Raw genomic sequence first — 15,684 nt, forward strand, 5'->3', positions numbered from 1 at the left:
AATTGGCCTTGGCGGGTTTTGGGCGATTAACGAACACAAGTGGCGGCCGTCTTCGGCCCATAAAAAAGCCCACCGGAAGGTGGGCTTTTTTCAAGCGTCATGCACTCAGAACAGCTTCAGTGGCGGTGCCTCTTTGCTCACTTCGGCTTTCTGCGAACCTTGCTCGTTCCAACCGCCACCCAGGGCCTTGTACAGGTTGACCTCGCTGGTCAGCTGCGCAAGCCGGTCGGTGATCAACGCTTGCTGCGCGCTGAACAGCGAGCGCTGGGCGTCGAGGAAGGTCAGGTTGCTGTCGACACCGATGCGGTAGCGACGCTCGGCCAGACGGTAGTAGTCCTGGTTGGCGTTGACGAAGTCACGCTGGGCTTGCAACTGCTGGTTGTAGGTCTGACGTGCGGCCAGGCCATCGGAGACTTCCTGGAAGGCGGTCTGGATGGACTTCTCGTACTGCGCCACGTTGATGTCTTTCTGGATTTTCGAGTAATCCAGGCTGGCGCGCAGGCTGCCGGCGTTGAAGATCGGGATATTGATCTGCGGCGCGAACGACCAGGTGCCCGAGCCGCCCTTGAACAGGCCGCCCATGTCCGGGCTCAAGGTCCCGGCATTGGCGGTCAGGCTGATGCTCGGGAAGAACGCCGCGCGTGCCGCGCCAATACTGGCGTTGGCGGCTTTCAGGTTGTGCTCGGCGGCGAGGATGTCCGGACGGCGTTGCAGCAGTTCCGACGGCAGGCCGGCCGGCAACTCGCTGAGCAGGTCGGCCGACAACGGCTGCGCGCTCGGCAGGTTGGCCGGGATCGAGGTACCCAGCAGCAGGGTCAGGCTGTTTTCGTCCTGGGCCACCTGGCGGGTGTAACGCGCCAGTTGCACCCGGGCGTTTTCCACCGAGGTCCGCGCCTGGCTCAGGTCCAGGGCCGAGGCCACGCCGACTTCGTTGCTGCGCGAGGTGAGGCGGTAGCTCTCCTCGTAGGCCGCCAGGGTGTCCTGGGTCAGCTTGAGCAGTTCCTTGTCGGCCTGCCAGGTCAGGTAGGCGTTGGCCACGCTGGCCACCAGGCTGATCTGCGTGCTGCGCCGGGCTTCTTCGCTGGAGAAGTAGGTCTGCAAGGCCTGCTCGCTCAAGCTGCGAACGCGACCGAACAGGTCCAGCTCGTAAGCGCTGATACCCAGGGTTGCCGAGTACTGGCTGGAGATGGCCGCTTCACCGGTCTGCGACATCCGCGCCGGGGTACGTTGACGACTGCCGCTGCCGTTGGCCGAAATCGCCGGGAACAGGTCCGCGCGCTGGATCTGGTACTGCGCGGCGTAGGCGTCGATGTTCAGCGCCGCGACCCGCAGGTCGCGGTTGTTCACCAGCGCGGTCTGGATCAGCTGCTGCAGGGCAGGGTCATGGAAAAACTGCCGCCAGCCCTGTTCGGCGGCTGCCTGGTTGGCTGCCTCCGCAGGCGAATAGGCCGGCCCTTGCGGGTATTGCGCCGCGACCGGCGCTTGCGGCTGCTGATAATCCGGTATCAGCGAGCAACCACTCAGCACGGCGGCGGTGATTGCGAGGGAGAGTAGCGACTTGCTCATTGGCCAGCCTCTTCAGGAGTTTCAGTAGTTTGCGCTTCGTCTGCCTTGCGGCGGCCCATCTTGGACACGGTGACGAAGAACAAAGGTACCCAGAATATTGCCAGGACAGTCGCGGTGAGCATACCGCCAATCACCCCGGTACCGATCGCATGCTGGCTACCCGAGCCTGCGCCGGTGGAGATGGCCAGCGGTACCACACCGAGCACGAAGGCCAGGGAGGTCATGATGATCGGACGCAGACGCATGCGGCAGGCTTCGATCGCCGCGTCCACCAGGCTGCGGCCCTGTTCGTGCAGTTCCTTGGCGAACTCGACGATCAGAATGGCGTTTTTCGCCGCCAGACCGATGGTCACCAACAGCCCCACCTGGAAGTACACGTCGTTGGACAGGCCGCGCAGGCTGGTCGCCATCAGCGCACCGATGATCCCCAGCGGCACCACCAGCATGACCGCGATCGGAATCGACCAGCTTTCATACAGCGCCGCCAGACACAGGAACACCATCAGCAGCGACAAGGCGTACAGCGCAGGCGCTTGCGAGCCCGACAGGCGTTCCTCGTAGGACAGGCCGGTCCAGGAGATACCGACACCGGCCGGCAGCTTCTTGGCGATGGCTTCGACTTCGGCCATGGCTTCACCGGTACTGTAGCCCGGCGCCGGGGCACCCAGGACTTCCACCGCTTCCACGCCGTTGTAACGGGCCAGTTTCGGCGAACCGTAGATCCACGTGCCCTTGGCGAAGGAGGCGAACGGCACCATGGTCCCGGCGCTGTTGCGCACGTACCACTTCTTCAGGTCCTCGGGGCTCATGCGAGCGTTAGGCTGGCCCTGGATGTACACCTTCTTTACCCGACCGCGGTCGATGAAGTCGTTGACGTAGCTACTGCCCAGGGCAATCGACAAGGTGTTGTTGATGTCGGAGATGGTCACGCCCAGGGCGCTGGCCTTCTCGTCATCGATTTCCAGCTGGTACTGCGGCTCGTCGTTCAGGCCGTTCGGACGCACCTGGGAGAGGATCTTGCTCTGCGCCGCCATGCCGAGGAACTGGTTGCGCGCTTCCATCAGTTTCTCGTGGCCGATACCGGCGCGGTCCTGCAGGAACACGTCGAAACCGGTGGCGTTACCCAGCTCCAGTACCGCCGGTGGGGCGAAGGCGAACACCATCGCATCGCGGAAGCTGAAGAAGTGCTGCTGGGCACGGGCGGCCAGGTTGAACACGCTGTTTTCCACGGAGCGTTCGTCCCACGGCTTGAGCATGATGAACGCCATGCCCGAACTCTGGCCGCGACCGGCGAAGTTGAAGCCGTTCACGGTGAAGACCGAGGCCACGGTGTCCTTTTCCTTGTCCAGCAGGTAGGCGCGCATTTCGTCGACGACCACCTGGGTCCGCTCGGAACTGGAGCCGGCCGGGGTCTGTACCTGGGCGAACAGTACGCCCTGGTCTTCTTCCGGAAGGAACGCAGTCGGGATACGGGCGAACAGCCAGATCATGCCGACCACGATCAGCGCGTAGGCCAGCAGGTAAGGCGCCTTGTGCCGCAGGATGTTGCCCACGCCACGCTCGTAGCTTTTGACGCTGCGGTCGAAGGTACGGTTGAACCAGCCGAAGAAGCCGCGTTTCGGCGCGGCGTGTTCGCCGTGGGGAATGGCCTTGAGCATGGTGGCGCACAGGGCCGGGGTGAAGATCAGGGCAACCAGGACCGACAGCGCCATGGCCGAGACCACGGTGATCGAGAACTGCTTGTAGATCACACCGGTGGAACCGCTGAAGAACGCCATCGGCAGCAGTACCGCCGACAGCACCAGGGCAATACCGACCAGGGCGCCCTGGATCTGGCCCATGGACTTCTTGGTCGCTTCCTTGGGTGACAGGCCTTCCTCGGCCATTACCCGCTCGACGTTTTCCACCACGACGATGGCGTCGTCCACCAGCAAGCCGATGGCCAGCACCATGCCGAACATGGTCAGGGTGTTGATGCTGAACCCGGCGGCCGCGAGGATGCCGAAGGTACCCAGCAACACCACCGGAACGGTCATGGTGGTGATGACGGTGGCGCGGAAGTTCTGCAGGAACAGGAACATCACCAGGAACACCAGCACGATCGCTTCGACCAGGGTCTCGACCACACCCTTGATCGACTCGGTCACCACCGGGGTGGTGTCGTACGGGAATACCACTTTCATGCCTTGCGGGAAGAACGGCTCCAGGTCGCTGATGGTCTTGCGCAGGGCCTTGGCGGTGTCCAGGGCGTTGGCGCCGTTGGCCAGTTTCACGGCCAGGCCGGAAGCCGGGGCACCGTTGAACTGAGCACTGACGGAGTAGTTTTCCCCCCCCAGGGCGACATCGGCGACATCGCCCAGGCGCACTTGCGAGCCGTCCGCGTTGACCTTCAGCAGGATCGCCTTGAACTGCTCGGCAGTCTGCAGGCGGGTCTTGCCAATGATGGTGGCGTTCAGTTGCTGGCCTGGCAGGGCTGGCAAGCCACCGATCTGGCCGGACGACACCTGGACGTTCTGCGCCGCCACGGCGTTCTTCACGTCAACCGGAGTCAGGTTGAAGTTGTTCAGCTTGGCCGGGTCGAGCCAGATACGCATGGCGTACTGGGCACCGAACACCTGGAAGTCACCCACGCCTGCGGTTCGCGAGATCGGGTCCTGCATGTTGGACACGATGTAGTTCGAGAGGTCGTCCTTGGACATGCTGCCGTCCTCGGAAACCACACCGATCACCAACAGGAAGTTCTTCACCGCCTTGGTCACGCGGATACCCTGTTGCTGCACTTCTTGCGGCAGCAGCGGGGTGGCCAGGTTCAGCTTGTTCTGCACCTGGACCTGCGCGGTGTCCGAGTTGGTGCCCTGCTCGAAGGTCGCAGTAATGGTCATGCTGCCGTCGGAGTTACTTTCCGAGGACACATAACGCAGGTTGTCGATACCGTTGAGCTGCTGCTCGATAACCTGGACCACGGTGTCCTGCACGGTCTGTGCGGAAGCACCTGGGTAGGTCACGGAGATGGCGATCGCTGGAGGCGCGATGCTCGGGTATTGGTTGATCGGCAATTTGAGGATCGATAGAGCCCCGACCAGCATGATCACCAGGGCGATTACCCAGGCGAAAATCGGACGGTCGATAAAAAATTTCGACATGGTTTACTCCCCTTTGCCGCCTGCAGCTTTGTCAGTTGCCTGTGCAGTGGCCGGGTTTTTTGCTGGAACGTTGGTCGCTTCGCTGGCTTTGACTTCGACGCCAGGTCGGACGAATTGCAGCCCTTCGGTGATCAGGCGATCACCGGCCTTCAGGCCGTCCTCGATCAGCCACTGGTTGCCGACGGTGCGGCTGGCCTTGAGCTGACGCAGTTCAACCTTGTTGTCCGGGCCAACCACCAGGGCGGTCGGTGTGCCCTTGAGGTCGCGGGTCACGCCTTGTTGCGGGGCGAGAATCGCCGCGGCATTCACGCCGGCCTGCAGTTGCGCGTGCACGAACATGCCTGGCAGCAGGGTGTGTTCAGGGTTCGGGAATACCGCGCGCAGGGTCACGGAGCCGGTGGTTTCGTCGACCGACACTTCGGAGAACTCCAGCTTGCCATCGAGCTTGTACTGGCTGCCGTCTTCCAGGGTCAGCTTGACCTTGGCGGCGTTGTCGCCGGCCTTCTGCAGGCGACCGCTTTCCAGCTCGCGGCGCAGCTCGAGCAGTTCCACCGACGACTGGGTGACGTCGACGTAGATCGGATCGAGTTGCTGGATGGTTGCCATGGCGGCGGATTGACCGTTGCTGACCAATGCGCCTTCGGTGACCGAAGAACGGCCGATACGCCCGGAGATCGGCGACAGCACCTTGGTGTAGCGCAGGTCGATCTGGGCGCTCTGCAGCGCGGCTTCCGATTGCAGGCGGTTGGCGACGGCGGTGTCGTATTCCTGGCGGCTTACGGCCTGTTCGTCGACCAGCTGCTTGTAGCGATCGGAGATCGACTTGGTCGATTGCAGGTTGGCCTGGGCGCTCTTGAGGGTCGACTCATAGACCGACGGATCGATCTGATAGAGCTGCTGACCTTCCTTGACGTCGCCGCCTTCCTTGAACAGGCGCTTGAGAATGATGCCGTTGACCTGAGGACGGACCTCGGCGATCCGGAACGCAGTGGTGCGCCCTGGAAGCTCGGACGTCAGGGTAAAGGCTTGAGGTTGCAGGGTGACTACGCCGACCTGAGGGGCTTGTGGGGCGGGAGCCGCCTCTTCCTTTTTACATCCGCTGAGCAGCGATGCCAGGGCGACGGCAGTGACCAGAGCGGTAACAGCTGGCTTGAGTTGCATGAAGATCCTCGGGTCAGGCGCGCAAAATGCGCACTCGAAAAGTGGAAGGGTAAAAAACGGGTGCTGAGTGGATAAGTAGCTTGCTAAGGAATATACTTACGTTCATGGTTGTTTGTAAATACCTTGGCGGCGTACCCATTCGGTTACAAAAGCCGTTGCAAACGTTGAATTGTAGGCTGGGCAAACGGCACCCGAGATGCCGTTCCATATTTATTCAGATGAGCTTCATGCATCGCTGAAACATCCTGATCGAGGTTTACTGCCATGGTCCGTCGTACCAAAGAGGAAGCTCAAGAAACCCGCAAACAGATACTCGAGGCGGCCGAAAAAGCTTTCTACGAGCGCGGTGTGGCGCGTACCACCCTGGCCGATATCGCGGCGTTGGCCGGTGTCACGCGTGGAGCCATTTACTGGCATTTCAGCAACAAGGCGGATCTGGTGCAGGCCATGCTCGATACCTTGCGCGAGCCGCTGAATGAAATGGCCAGGGCCAGTGAAGACGAAGAAGAAGTCGATCCGCTGGGGTGCATGCGCAAGCTGCTGATTCATTTGTTTCATCAAATTGCCCTGGACCCGAAAACCCGACGCATTAATGAGATTTTGTTTCACAAGTGCGAAATCACCGATGAAATGTGCGACATGCGGCGCCAGCGTCGCGCGGCCAGCCTGGATTGCAACGTGCATATCGAGCTGGGGTTGCGCAATGCCGTGAAGCGAGGACAACTGCCCGAGAACCTCGATACTGCCCGGGCGGCCATCAGCATCCACGCCTATATTGATGGCATTCTTTATCAGTGGCTGTTGGCGCCGGACAGTTTCGAACTCCATAAGGAAGCGGAGCGCTGGATCGATACCGGATTGGACATGCTGCGCCTGAGTCCCAGCCTGCGTAATTGAGACAAAATGCGGAATTACGTCGGCAGATGTCAACGTTTGCGCGTTATAAAACGCGATGTTTCATTCGTCACGGCTCACCGGGATGCCTTTATATACGTGGCGACTTTATCTTGATAGATAGCGAGCTACGTATTTTGTAGGGAAATTGTTGCGGGTGTGTGAATGAGTGTAAGTACCGCGGCTTACAAGGGTGCCGAGCAACCGGTAAAAGGTATCGCACTGATTTGCCTGGCGGTTTTGCTGTTCGCCAGTCATGACACCCTGTCCAAATACCTGTCCGGGTTCTACCCCATCGTCATGGTGGTCTGGGCCCGGTATGTGGTGCACACGCTGTTGATGCTGGTGGTGTTCGTGCCGCGCAGCGGTTTCTCCGCCGTGGTGCGTACCAAGCGGCCAGGCCTGCAACTGTTGCGCGCCTTGTGCCTGATCGGCACCAGCCTGTTTTTCACCACCGGCCTGCGTTATATCCCCCTGGCCGAGGCCACCGCGGTCAACTTCCTAGCGCCTTTGCTGGTCACCGCCTTGTCCGTGCCGCTGCTGGGCGAGCGGGTGACCCGCGGCCAATGGCTGGCGGTGCTGGCCGGTTTCGTCGGGGTCTTGATCGTGATTCGTCCGGGCGGCGCCTTGTTCACCCCGGCGATCCTGCTGCCGCTGTGCTCGGCCTTGTGTTTCGGCTTCTATCAGTTGCTCACCCGCAAGCTCAGCGGCGTCGACAGCCCCACCACCAGCAACTTCCTCACCGGAATTCTCAACAGCCTGATCATGAGCGCGGCGCTGCCGTTCTTCTGGAGTACACCGACCCTGTGGCACGCCTTGTTCATGATCGGCCTCGGCACCTGCGGCATGCTTGGCCACCTGTTGCTGACCCAGGCCTTCCGCCATGCCGCGCCGGCGATGCTGGCGCCATTCAGCTACGGGCAGATCCTGTTCGCGGGCATGTACGGCTACCTGATCTTCGATCACACCCCGGACAGCTTCGCCATAGTCGGGATCGCGGTGATCTGCTTCAGCGGCCTGGCCGTGGCCTGGGGCCAGCGCAAGCGCAGCTAATCGCGCCCCGTTTTTGTAGGAGCGAAGCTTGCTCGCGATGTCGGTCAACGATAATGCGGTATGCCTGAAACTACCCGTTGCTCGAGGGTTCATCGCGAGCAAGCTTCGCTCCTACAAAAGGAGGGGCAGCAAAAAGCCCCGGCTCTCGCGAGTCCGGGGCTTTTTAATTGAAGCGCCTTACAGCGTCGGGTAGTCGATATAGCCGACCGGACCCTTGCCGTAGAACAGTTCAGGACGCGCATCGTTCAGCGGTGCATCGGCCTTCAGGCGGGCCGGCAGGTCCGGGTTGGCGATGAAGGGCACACCGAAGGCCACGGCGTCGGCCTTGCCGCTGGCCAGCCAGGCGTTGGCGCTGTCCTTGGTGAAGCGCTCGTTGGCGATATACGGGCCGCCGAAGGCTTCTTTCAGTTGTGGGCCGAGGCTGTCGGCGCCTTCTTTCTCGCGGGAGCAGATAAAGGCGATACCGCGTTTGCCCAGTTCGCGAGCGACATAGGTGAAGGTTTCGGCCAGGTTGTCGTCGCCCATGTCATGGGAGTCGGCCCGTGGCGCCAGGTGTACGCCGACACGGCCGGCGCCCCAGACTTCGATGGCGGCGTCGGTCACTTCCAGCAGCAGGCGGGCACGGTTTTCCAGGGAGCCGCCGTACTGGTCGGTGCGCTGGTTGGTGGAGCTTTGCAGGAACTGATCCAGCAGGTAGCCGTTGGCGCCGTGGATTTCCACGCCGTCGAAACCAGCGGCCTTGGCGTTCTCGGCGCCGACCCGGTAGGCGTCGACGATATCGGCGATTTCAGCGGTTTCCAGGGCGCGCGGGGTCGGGTAGTCGGCCAGCGGACGCACCAGGCTGACGTGGCCCTTGGGCTGGATGGCGCTTGGCGCGACCGGCGCTTCGCCGTTCAGGTAGCTTGGGTGGGAAACCCGGCCCACGTGCCACAGCTGCAGGAAGATCTTGCCGCCCGCGCCGTGAACGGCCTTGGTCACGTTGCTCCAGCCGCGCACCTGGTCGTTGGACCAGATGCCCGGGGTGTCCGGGTAGCCGACGCCCATCGGGGTCACCGAAGTGGCCTCGCTGAGGATCAGGCCGGCGGAGGCGCGTTGTACGTAGTACTCGGCCATCAGCGCGTTCGGCACGCGACCTTCGTCGGCGCGGCAACGGGTCAGCGGCGCCATGATGATGCGGTTGGCCAGCTCGAGGTCGCCGAGTTTGATCGGATCGAAAATAGTCGTCATGAAATACACCCTTCTTTAGATGAACGTATCAGTTGGTCGCAGGAGCCAGATCGGCGTTGCCGCCCTGGCGAAAGGTAATCAGCGTCACCAGCAGGGCCAGGATCGCCAGCGCGGCGGCCGCCAGCGGCACGTTGACCAGGCCGTAGCCGTGGGCGATGACGCTGCCGCCGACCCAGGCGCCCAGGGCGTTGCCGATGTTGAAGGCGCCGATGTTCAGCGTGGACACCAGGTTCGGCGCGGCCTTGCCGAAGGTCACCACATTGACCTGCAGGGCTGGCACCGCGGCGAAGCAGGCGGTGGCCCAGAGGAACAGGGTGACTTCGGTGGGGATCAGCGCGACGCTGGTCCAGGTCAGCACGGAGCTGGTCACGGCCATGGCGATCAGCACGCCGACCAGGGTGCCCGACAGGCTTTTGTCGGCCATCTTGCCGCCGACGATGTTGCCCAGGGTCAGGCCCAGGCCGATCAGCACCAGGGTCCAGGTCACGCCCTGGGGCGAGACGCCGGTCACCTCGCCCAGCAGCGGGGCGACATAGGTGAACAGGGTGAATACCGAGGCGGAGAACAGTGCGGTCATGCTCAGCGACAGCCAGATCCCGGCGCCCTTGAGGGCGACCAGTTCCGAGCGCATGTCGAGCTTCTCTTCGTCGCGCTTGGCCGGCAGGAAGCGGATCAGGCCGATCAGGGCAATCACGCCGATCACGGTCACCGCCCAGAAGGTCGAACGCCATCCGGCCTGCTGGCCCAGGGCAGTGCCCAGCGGTACGCCGAGCACGTTGGCCAGGGTCAGGCCGGTGAACATCAGGGCCACGGCGGAGGCACGCTTGTTGGCGGGCACCAGGCCTGCCGCGACCACCGAACCGATACCAAAGAAGGCGCCATGGCACAGGGCGGTGACCACACGGGCGAACATCAGCACGTTGTAGTCACTGGCCAGCGCACACAGCAGGTTGCCGACGATGAAAATCCCCATCAACGCTACCAGGGCGGCCTTGCGCGGCAGCCTGGCGGTGGCCAGGGCCATGAAGGGCGCGCCGATGGCCACGCCCAGGGCGTAGCCGGTCACCAGCCAGCCGGCGCCGGGGATCGACACACCCAGGTCGTTCGCCACATCGGGCAGCAGGCCCATGATGACGAACTCGGTGGTGCCGATGGCGAAGGCGCTCAAGGCCAGGATGAGGAGCGAGAGGGGCATTGTCGGGTCCTTGTCAGCGTCTGCTGCTGAGTTCTTGGGTGAGCGCTTCGAGGAAGGCTTGGATCACATCCTCGTTGCGTTTGAAAAAGTGCCATTGGCCGGCTTTCTGGCTGCTGATCAGGCCCGCCCGCTGCAAGGTCGCCAGGTGCGCGGAGACGGTCGACTGCGACAGGCCGCAGCGTTGGTCGATCTGTCCGGCACAGATGCCGTACTCGTGGTTGTGGGTCTGATCGGGGAACTGGACCTTCGGGTCCTTGAGCCAGATAAGGATGTCTCGTCGTACTGGGTGCGCCAGGGCTTTTATTATTTCGTCGAGGTCGATGGACATGGCGGTGCTCGTTTTCCGTAAAACGTTATATCGCGATGAGGCGAACTTTAAATCGCTATTTCGCGATATACCAATATGATTTTGATCTGAGATCAGCGTTAATCGGTATATCGGGTTATAACGATATGTGAGGCGCAGTGCTAAGCTGCGCGAATGAATTATCTCGCACATCTGCACCTCGGCGGCCAGCGCCCCGGTCAATTACTCGGCAGTTTGTATGGCGACTTCGTCAAAGGGCGCCTGCAGGGCCAGTTCGACCCGGAGATCGAGGCGGCCATCCAGCTGCATCGCAGCATCGACATCTTTACCGACCGCCATCCGCTGGTGGGCGAATCGCTGTCGCGTTTTTCCCTGACCCGCCGGCGTTACGCCGGCATTGTGCTGGACGTGTTTTTCGACCACTGCCTGGCGCGGGACTGGGCGTTCTATGCCGACCGGCCGTTGGAACTGTTCACTTCGGACGTGTACCGGGTGCTGGCGGCCGAACCCCGATTGCCCGGGCGCCTGGCGCAGATCGCGCCGCACATGGCCGCCCATGACTGGCTGGGTTCCTACCGCGAGTTCGAGGTGCTGGAGCAGGTGTTGCGTGGGATTGCCCGGCGCCTGTCACGTCCGGAAGAGCTGGCGGCGGCGATGGGCGAGCTGGAGCGGCTGTATCAGCCGTTGAGCGAGGATTTCCGGGCGTTCTACCCGCAGTTGCAGGCATTCGCCGCGCAACACATCCATCCCGTGTAGGAGCGAGCTTGCTCGCGATGAGGCCCTTGAATACGGTTCAAGGCTCAGGTTTTTTCGCGAGCAAGCTCGCTCCTACAGGTACTGGGTTCAGGCAGCGATCAGTTCGCCGGCACGCCGTGGTTCGGCTGGCTGGGCGATATCGCCAAACAGGACCTTCTGCACCGCCTGTTGCGCCTGGAACGCCAACGCGGCGCGCTCCTGGCCCTGGCAGGCAATCGGCTTGAGCAGATGGATTTCCACCCGACCCTGATCGTTGGCGAACAGGCGCATCAGGTGCGACAGCAAATCATCATCGCCGACGAAGGGCGCCAGCGGATCGATATCGCCATCGCGCAGGTAACGAATGGCCACCGGCTGCAAGGCCACATCGGCCTCGATGGCACTGGCCAGCAGGCGCCCGTGGAAGGTGCGCAGGCTGCGGCCGTCGGTGGTAGTGCCTTCGGGGAACATCAGCAGCGGGTGGGTCTGCTGCAAATGGCGGGTCATCTGCTTGCGGATCAACTGGCTGTCGCCCGAGCCGCGGCGGATAAACAGGCTGCCAGCCTTGGCGGCCAGCCAGCCGGCGACCGGCCAGGTGCGCACTTCGGCCTTGGACAGGAACGACAGCGGCGTCAGCGCGCCGAGCAACGGGATGTCGGTCCAGGACACGTGATTGCTGACCCAGAGCATCGGCTGCTTGGGCAACTCGCCGTGCACCGTCACGCCGAAGGGCAAGGCATTGCTCAGGCGCGCCATGAAAAAGCGCGACCAGCGCTGGCGGCGGACCATGGAATTGGCGATGCCCAGGCGCTCGAACACGCCGAACACGCAGGCCATGCTCAGGCCCAGCGCCACCACCAGCAGCACGCGGGCGATGCGCCCGTAGACCCGTAGCCGGCGCATCACACGGCCGCCTTGAAGTGGCGGGCGTAGCGCGGGCACAGCTCGTCGCGCTTGAGCAGGATGAACACGTCGGCCACCTGGAAGTCCTGGTCCCAGCACGGCTCGCCGCAGATCTTCGCGCCCAGGCGCATGTAGGCCTTGAGCAGCGGCGGCATCTCGGCGATGACGTTGGACGGAAGGTCGAGGTTCGGCAGCGGGTTCTTCGGTTCGGCGCGCAGGTGTTCGGTGCACAGGTAGCGTTCGCGCAGGCGCTGCATGATCGCGTGGGCCTGCACGCCGCCGTCCTGCATCGGGATGCTGGCGCAACCCATCAGGTAGCTGTAGCCGCCCTGGTTGAGCACTTCGGCCAGCTCGCCCCAGAGCACGGCGATGGTGCCGCCGTTGCGGTAGGCCGGGTCGACGCAGGTGCGGCCGATCTCCAGGATCGGGCCCTTGAGCTGGACCAGGCCGTGCAGGCTGAATTCTTCTTCGCTGTAGAAACGCCCCAGGCTGCTGGCGGCCTGGTGGTCGAGCAGGCGGGTGGTGGCGACCAGGCGGCCGCTGCTCAAGTCACGCACGCCGATGTGGCTGCAGTGGACATCATAGTCATCCATGTCCAGACCCAGCTCCGCGCCTTTCAGTTTGGCGTTGAACTCGCCGCTGAAGACGTTGAAGCGCAGGGCCTGGGCTTCTTGCAGGGCCGCGGCGCCAACCAGGCGCTCGGCTTGCAGGCGGCGTTCATTGCCGGTGTCGCTGATGCGGGCGATCTGAGTCATTGTGAATCTCCGTGCGGGCCACTGACCCGCCTTGGGTTGCAGCCGATCGACTTTGTTGTGCAAAGTCAGGCTATGTAGCCCCGGTGTCATCGCCATGAAGCTTTGGTGATGCTTATATGACAGCCCCTGAGGACCCGCTTATGCCCTGGCAAGCCCTGCTGCACAGCCGTCGCCGACTGCCCGCCCACCCGGACCTGGCCGAAGGTTATGCCGCGTTGTTACAGGAGCTGTTGTTACAGGCGTCGGGACCGGTGACGCCCTTCGAGCTGGCGGTGCGCGGCGGACGGCTGATGGCCACTCCGGGGCTGGCCTTCCTGGTGGGCTACCAGGCGGCGTTGCGCATGCTCTGGCCCAGCGCGCCGCTGAGCCTGGGCGCACTGTGTGCCACCGAGCAGCGCAGCCTGCGCCCGGCTGACATGCAGACTCGGCTGCGGGACCTGCACCTGAGCGGGCGCAAGGACTTCGTCACCGCGGGCGATGCCGCCGACTGGCTGCTGATCGCCGCCCGCTGCGAGGCCCAAGGTGAGTCGCCGCGCCTGAGCCTGGCGGTGGTCTACGCTGGCGAGCCTGGGGTCAAGGTCGACAAGCTGCCGGCGATCCCGCTGATGCCGGACATCAGCCACGGCCGCCTGCAACTGGATAACGCCCTGTGCGAACTGCTGGCGGGCGACGGCTGGGATGCCTACGTCAAACCCTTCCGCACCCTGGAAGACATCTATGTGCTCAGCGCCATGACGGCCTGGCTGTATGGCGTCGGCCAGGACAACGACTGGCCGCAGACCCTGCTCCTGCAATTGCTGGCCTTGCTCGCCGGTTGCGCGGAAGTCAGCCGGCAGAACCCGTCGCTGGGCAGTGGGCATGTGTTGCTGGGTGGGCTGTTCGCCCAGTTCGACGGGCTCAAGCCGGCCCTTGAGCAAGCCTTTGCCGATGGCCCGCCGGAGTGGGCTGAATTGTGGAAGCGCGATCGGGCGGTGCTGGACCTGGCGGCGGGGGCGCGGAGCAAACGCCTGGCCAAGGCGCTGGCCTTATAAAGGAGGGGCCGCTGCGCGGCCCATCGCGAGCAAGCTCGCTCCTACAGAAAAGCGACGCTGCTCATGTAGGAGCGAGCTTGCTCGCGATAGGCCCGAAGGGCCGCGGGTGGCAAAAAACTGTCATCTCCCTGGTCTACCCTCAGCGGGTTCCCTTGCCCGAGTTCCCGCCATGCTCAAAGGCTCGACCCTGCTGCTCGCGCTGCTATTCATGCTCCCACCGGCCTGGGCCGAAAACTGGCCCGGCGCGCAATGGAGCACGGGCCCCGCAGCCAGCGGCCCGGCCCTCGAGGCGCTGGAGGCCTACGCCTTCGCACCCCGCAACGAGGCGACCCGCCTGGGCATCCGCAGCGATGCCTTGCTGGTGATCCGCGATGGCCAGTTGATCTATGAGCGTTACGCCGGCCCGACCAGTGCCGACACCCCGCACCTGACCTGGTCCATCAGCAAAAGCCTGTTGGCCGCGGTGCTGGGCGTGGCCTATGGCGAAGGGCGTTTCCAGTTGCAGGACAAGGCCGTCCGCTTCCTTCCGGCGTTGCGCCAGCATCCGGACATCAGCCTGGCCGACCTGCTGCACTGGGCCTCGGGCCTGGATTGGCAGGAGGATTACGAGTACGCGCCACTCAAGTCCTCGGTGGTGGCCATGCTCTACACCCGCGGCCACGGCGATATGGCGACCTTTACCGCCGAGCACCCGGCCTTCAGCCCGCCGGGGCAGGTGTTTCGTTATTCCAGCGGCGACAGCAACCTGCTGTCGGCGGCCCTGAAAGGCATGCTGGGAGCCCAGCGTTATGCCGACTATCCCTGGCAGGCGCTGTTCGAGCCCCTGGGCATTACCCACGCCGTGTGGGAAAGCGACGCCACCGGCACCTTTGTCGGTTCCTCCTATGCCTACCTCACTGCCCGCGATCTGGCGCGGGTCGGCCTGTTGATGCTGCGCGACGGACGTTGGGGCGAGCGCCAGTTGTTGCCCAGGGACTGGGTCGAATTCAGTCGCACGCCGTTCGCCGGTTATCAGGCGAACCAGGACGAGCTGGTGCCCGGTGGCCACTGGTGGCTCAATCGCGCCGTCGGCGGCGCCCCATCGCCCTGGCCAGACGCGCCGGCTGATACCTTCGCGGCGCTGGGCCATTGGGGGCAGGCGTTGTACGTGATCCCCAGCGCCGGGTTGGTGATTGTGCGTTATGCCGACGACCGCGACGGCAGCTATAGCCACAACGAGCTGCTCAAACTGGCCCAGGCGGCTTTCGCCCGGCAGGTGCAGCCATGAGCCGGCGTCCGTGGGTTGTGCGCCATCCCTTCGCCAGCCTGCTGTTGCTGGCGCTGCTGGCCTTGTTCGGCTGGGGCTGGCACGAGCGGGTCGCGCTGCGGGCCTTCCCGGACATCCTCAGTGCCTACAGCGCCAAGGAGTACTGCTCCTGCCGCTACGTGATGCATAACGCTGCCGAGTATTGCGAAGGTTATGTGCAGCAGTACCTGCCGCTCAAAAGTCTGCACGACGATGCCGAGCACAAGCGGGTGAGCGCCAGCGGCCTGGGACGCAGCCACAGCGCTGTCTGGCTGAGCGAGCGCCAGGGCTGTCGACTGGAGCCCTGAACGGCGCCACGCAACGATCGGTAATCCTTTCCCGGGGCTGCCAGCCCCTGTGCTGATTGGCTCCCCGCACAAGGTTCCACCCTGTGGAACCACATTTGATTGTCGCAGGCGACGGCTCGCG

At 63.5% G+C, this 15,684-nt stretch carries 14 protein-coding genes; 6 read left to right on the forward strand and 8 right to left on the reverse strand.

Annotated elements, in window-relative coordinates; translation table 11 throughout:
• Positions 1 to 105 precede the first annotated feature (105 nt).
• Genes adeC through emhA form a run of 3 tightly spaced genes read right to left on the reverse strand, consistent with a single transcriptional unit; the run spans position 106 to position 5,870 of the window.
• Positions 106 to 1,566: an AdeC/AdeK/OprM family multidrug efflux complex outer membrane factor gene (adeC, locus tag PVZ80_RS23060; protein WP_009047411.1), complete on the reverse strand. Its 1,461-nt coding sequence runs from the start codon at positions 1,564 to 1,566 to the stop codon at positions 106 to 108.
• Positions 1,563 to 4,709 carry an efflux RND transporter permease subunit EmhB gene (gene emhB, locus PVZ80_RS23065; RefSeq protein ID WP_273864600.1) on the reverse strand — a complete coding sequence of 1,049 codons (3,147 nt, stop codon included), beginning with the start codon at positions 4,707 to 4,709 and terminating at the stop codon, positions 1,563 to 1,565. The genes adeC and emhB overlap by 4 nt, the downstream gene beginning before the upstream one ends.
• Positions 4,710 to 4,712: 3 nt before the next feature.
• Positions 4,713 to 5,870, reverse strand: coding sequence for an efflux RND transporter periplasmic adaptor subunit EmhA (emhA, locus tag PVZ80_RS23070; protein ID WP_009047413.1), 1,158 nt, complete (start codon positions 5,868 to 5,870; stop codon positions 4,713 to 4,715).
• Positions 5,871 to 6,134: 264 nt separating this feature from the next.
• Here emhA and emhR point away from each other — a divergent pair, with 264 nt between their 5' ends.
• Together emhR and PVZ80_RS23080 are read left to right on the forward strand one after the other, a co-directional pair.
• Positions 6,135 to 6,767 (forward strand): efflux system transcriptional repressor EmhR, encoded by a 633-nt coding sequence (gene emhR, locus PVZ80_RS23075; RefSeq protein WP_009047414.1) that lies wholly within the window; start codon positions 6,135 to 6,137, stop codon positions 6,765 to 6,767.
• 162 nt (positions 6,768 to 6,929) lie between these two features.
• Positions 6,930 to 7,817, forward strand: a complete 888-nt coding sequence (locus tag PVZ80_RS23080; protein WP_028681794.1) for a DMT family transporter — start codon at positions 6,930 to 6,932, stop codon at positions 7,815 to 7,817.
• A 177-nt stretch (positions 7,818 to 7,994) separates the two neighbouring features.
• On the opposite strand, the gene PVZ80_RS23085 is transcribed toward PVZ80_RS23080, so the two are convergent.
• Genes PVZ80_RS23085 through PVZ80_RS23095 form a run of 3 tightly spaced genes read right to left on the reverse strand, consistent with a single transcriptional unit; the run spans position 7,995 to position 10,567 of the window.
• Positions 7,995 to 9,044 carry an alkene reductase gene (locus PVZ80_RS23085; RefSeq protein WP_028681793.1) on the reverse strand — a complete coding sequence of 350 codons (1,050 nt, stop codon included), beginning with the start codon at positions 9,042 to 9,044 and terminating at the stop codon, positions 7,995 to 7,997.
• A gap of 28 nt (positions 9,045 to 9,072) precedes the next feature.
• Positions 9,073 to 10,239 carry an MFS transporter gene (locus PVZ80_RS23090; protein ID WP_028681792.1) on the reverse strand — a complete coding sequence of 389 codons (1,167 nt, stop codon included), beginning with the start codon at positions 10,237 to 10,239 and terminating at the stop codon, positions 9,073 to 9,075.
• Positions 10,240 to 10,252: 13 nt separating this feature from the next.
• Positions 10,253 to 10,567 (reverse strand): ArsR/SmtB family transcription factor, encoded by a 315-nt coding sequence (locus PVZ80_RS23095; RefSeq protein WP_009047418.1) that lies wholly within the window; start codon positions 10,565 to 10,567, stop codon positions 10,253 to 10,255.
• Between the two features lie 153 nt (positions 10,568 to 10,720).
• Here PVZ80_RS23095 and PVZ80_RS23100 point away from each other — a divergent pair, with 153 nt between their 5' ends.
• Complete coding sequence (locus PVZ80_RS23100; RefSeq protein ID WP_028681791.1) at positions 10,721 to 11,302, forward strand: acyl carrier protein phosphodiesterase; 582 nt, start codon at positions 10,721 to 10,723, stop codon at positions 11,300 to 11,302.
• A gap of 87 nt (positions 11,303 to 11,389) precedes the next feature.
• On the opposite strand, the gene PVZ80_RS23105 is transcribed toward PVZ80_RS23100, so the two are convergent.
• Both PVZ80_RS23105 and olsB read right to left on the reverse strand, forming a co-directional pair.
• A complete protein-coding gene (locus PVZ80_RS23105) occupies positions 11,390 to 12,184 on the reverse strand; it encodes a lysophospholipid acyltransferase family protein (protein ID WP_009047420.1) in 795 nt (264 codons plus the stop codon).
• Positions 12,184 to 12,939: an L-ornithine N(alpha)-acyltransferase gene (olsB, locus tag PVZ80_RS23110; RefSeq protein ID WP_009047421.1), complete on the reverse strand. Its 756-nt coding sequence runs from the start codon at positions 12,937 to 12,939 to the stop codon at positions 12,184 to 12,186. Before olsB ends, PVZ80_RS23105 begins: the two co-directional genes overlap by 1 nt.
• Before the next feature lie 140 nt (positions 12,940 to 13,079).
• Between olsB and PVZ80_RS23115 the strand changes: the two genes are divergently transcribed.
• The 3 genes from PVZ80_RS23115 to PVZ80_RS23125 all read left to right on the forward strand — a co-directional run bounded on the left by PVZ80_RS23115 (position 13,080) and on the right by PVZ80_RS23125 (position 15,563).
• Entirely contained in the window at positions 13,080 to 13,970 is an 891-nt protein-coding gene (locus PVZ80_RS23115) for an acyl-CoA dehydrogenase family protein (RefSeq protein ID WP_009047422.1), read from the forward strand.
• Between the two features lie 169 nt (positions 13,971 to 14,139).
• On the forward strand, positions 14,140 to 15,237 hold the full coding sequence (locus tag PVZ80_RS23120) for a serine hydrolase domain-containing protein (protein WP_016702077.1): 1,098 nt from the start codon (positions 14,140 to 14,142) through the stop codon (positions 15,235 to 15,237).
• A complete protein-coding gene (locus PVZ80_RS23125; RefSeq protein WP_053268391.1) occupies positions 15,234 to 15,563 on the forward strand; it encodes a hypothetical protein in 330 nt (109 codons plus the stop codon). Before PVZ80_RS23120 ends, PVZ80_RS23125 begins: the two co-directional genes overlap by 4 nt.
• Positions 15,564 to 15,684 lie beyond the last annotated feature (121 nt).

Source organism: Pseudomonas sp. B3G-3 (assembly GCF_028640915.1).
GTDB lineage: Bacteria > Pseudomonadota > Gammaproteobacteria > Pseudomonadales > Pseudomonadaceae > Aquipseudomonas > Aquipseudomonas chlororaphis_I.

Bases quoted from the DNA above. Each gene is read 5' to 3' on its own strand.
- adeC (WP_009047411.1), bottom strand. From the start codon at position 1,566: ATGAGCAAGTCGCTACTCTCCCTCGCAATCACCGCCGCCGTGCTGAGT.
- emhB (WP_273864600.1), bottom strand. From the start codon at position 4,709: ATGTCGAAATTTTTTATCGACCGTCCGATTTTCGCCTGGGTAATCGCC.
- emhA (WP_009047413.1), bottom strand. From the start codon at position 5,870: ATGCAACTCAAGCCAGCTGTTACCGCTCTGGTCACTGCCGTCGCCCTG.
- emhR (WP_009047414.1), top strand. From the start codon at position 6,135: ATGGTCCGTCGTACCAAAGAGGAAGCTCAAGAAACCCGCAAACAGATA.
- PVZ80_RS23080 (WP_028681794.1), top strand. From the start codon at position 6,930: ATGAGTGTAAGTACCGCGGCTTACAAGGGTGCCGAGCAACCGGTAAAA.
- PVZ80_RS23085 (WP_028681793.1), bottom strand. From the start codon at position 9,044: ATGACGACTATTTTCGATCCGATCAAACTCGGCGACCTCGAGCTGGCC.
- PVZ80_RS23090 (WP_028681792.1), bottom strand. From the start codon at position 10,239: ATGCCCCTCTCGCTCCTCATCCTGGCCTTGAGCGCCTTCGCCATCGGC.
- PVZ80_RS23095 (WP_009047418.1), bottom strand. From the start codon at position 10,567: ATGTCCATCGACCTCGACGAAATAATAAAAGCCCTGGCGCACCCAGTA.
- PVZ80_RS23100 (WP_028681791.1), top strand. From the start codon at position 10,721: ATGAATTATCTCGCACATCTGCACCTCGGCGGCCAGCGCCCCGGTCAA.
- PVZ80_RS23105 (WP_009047420.1), bottom strand. From the start codon at position 12,184: ATGCGCCGGCTACGGGTCTACGGGCGCATCGCCCGCGTGCTGCTGGTG.
- olsB (WP_009047421.1), bottom strand. From the start codon at position 12,939: ATGACTCAGATCGCCCGCATCAGCGACACCGGCAATGAACGCCGCCTG.
- PVZ80_RS23115 (WP_009047422.1), top strand. From the start codon at position 13,080: ATGCCCTGGCAAGCCCTGCTGCACAGCCGTCGCCGACTGCCCGCCCAC.
- PVZ80_RS23120 (WP_016702077.1), top strand. From the start codon at position 14,140: ATGCTCAAAGGCTCGACCCTGCTGCTCGCGCTGCTATTCATGCTCCCA.
- PVZ80_RS23125 (WP_053268391.1), top strand. From the start codon at position 15,234: ATGAGCCGGCGTCCGTGGGTTGTGCGCCATCCCTTCGCCAGCCTGCTG.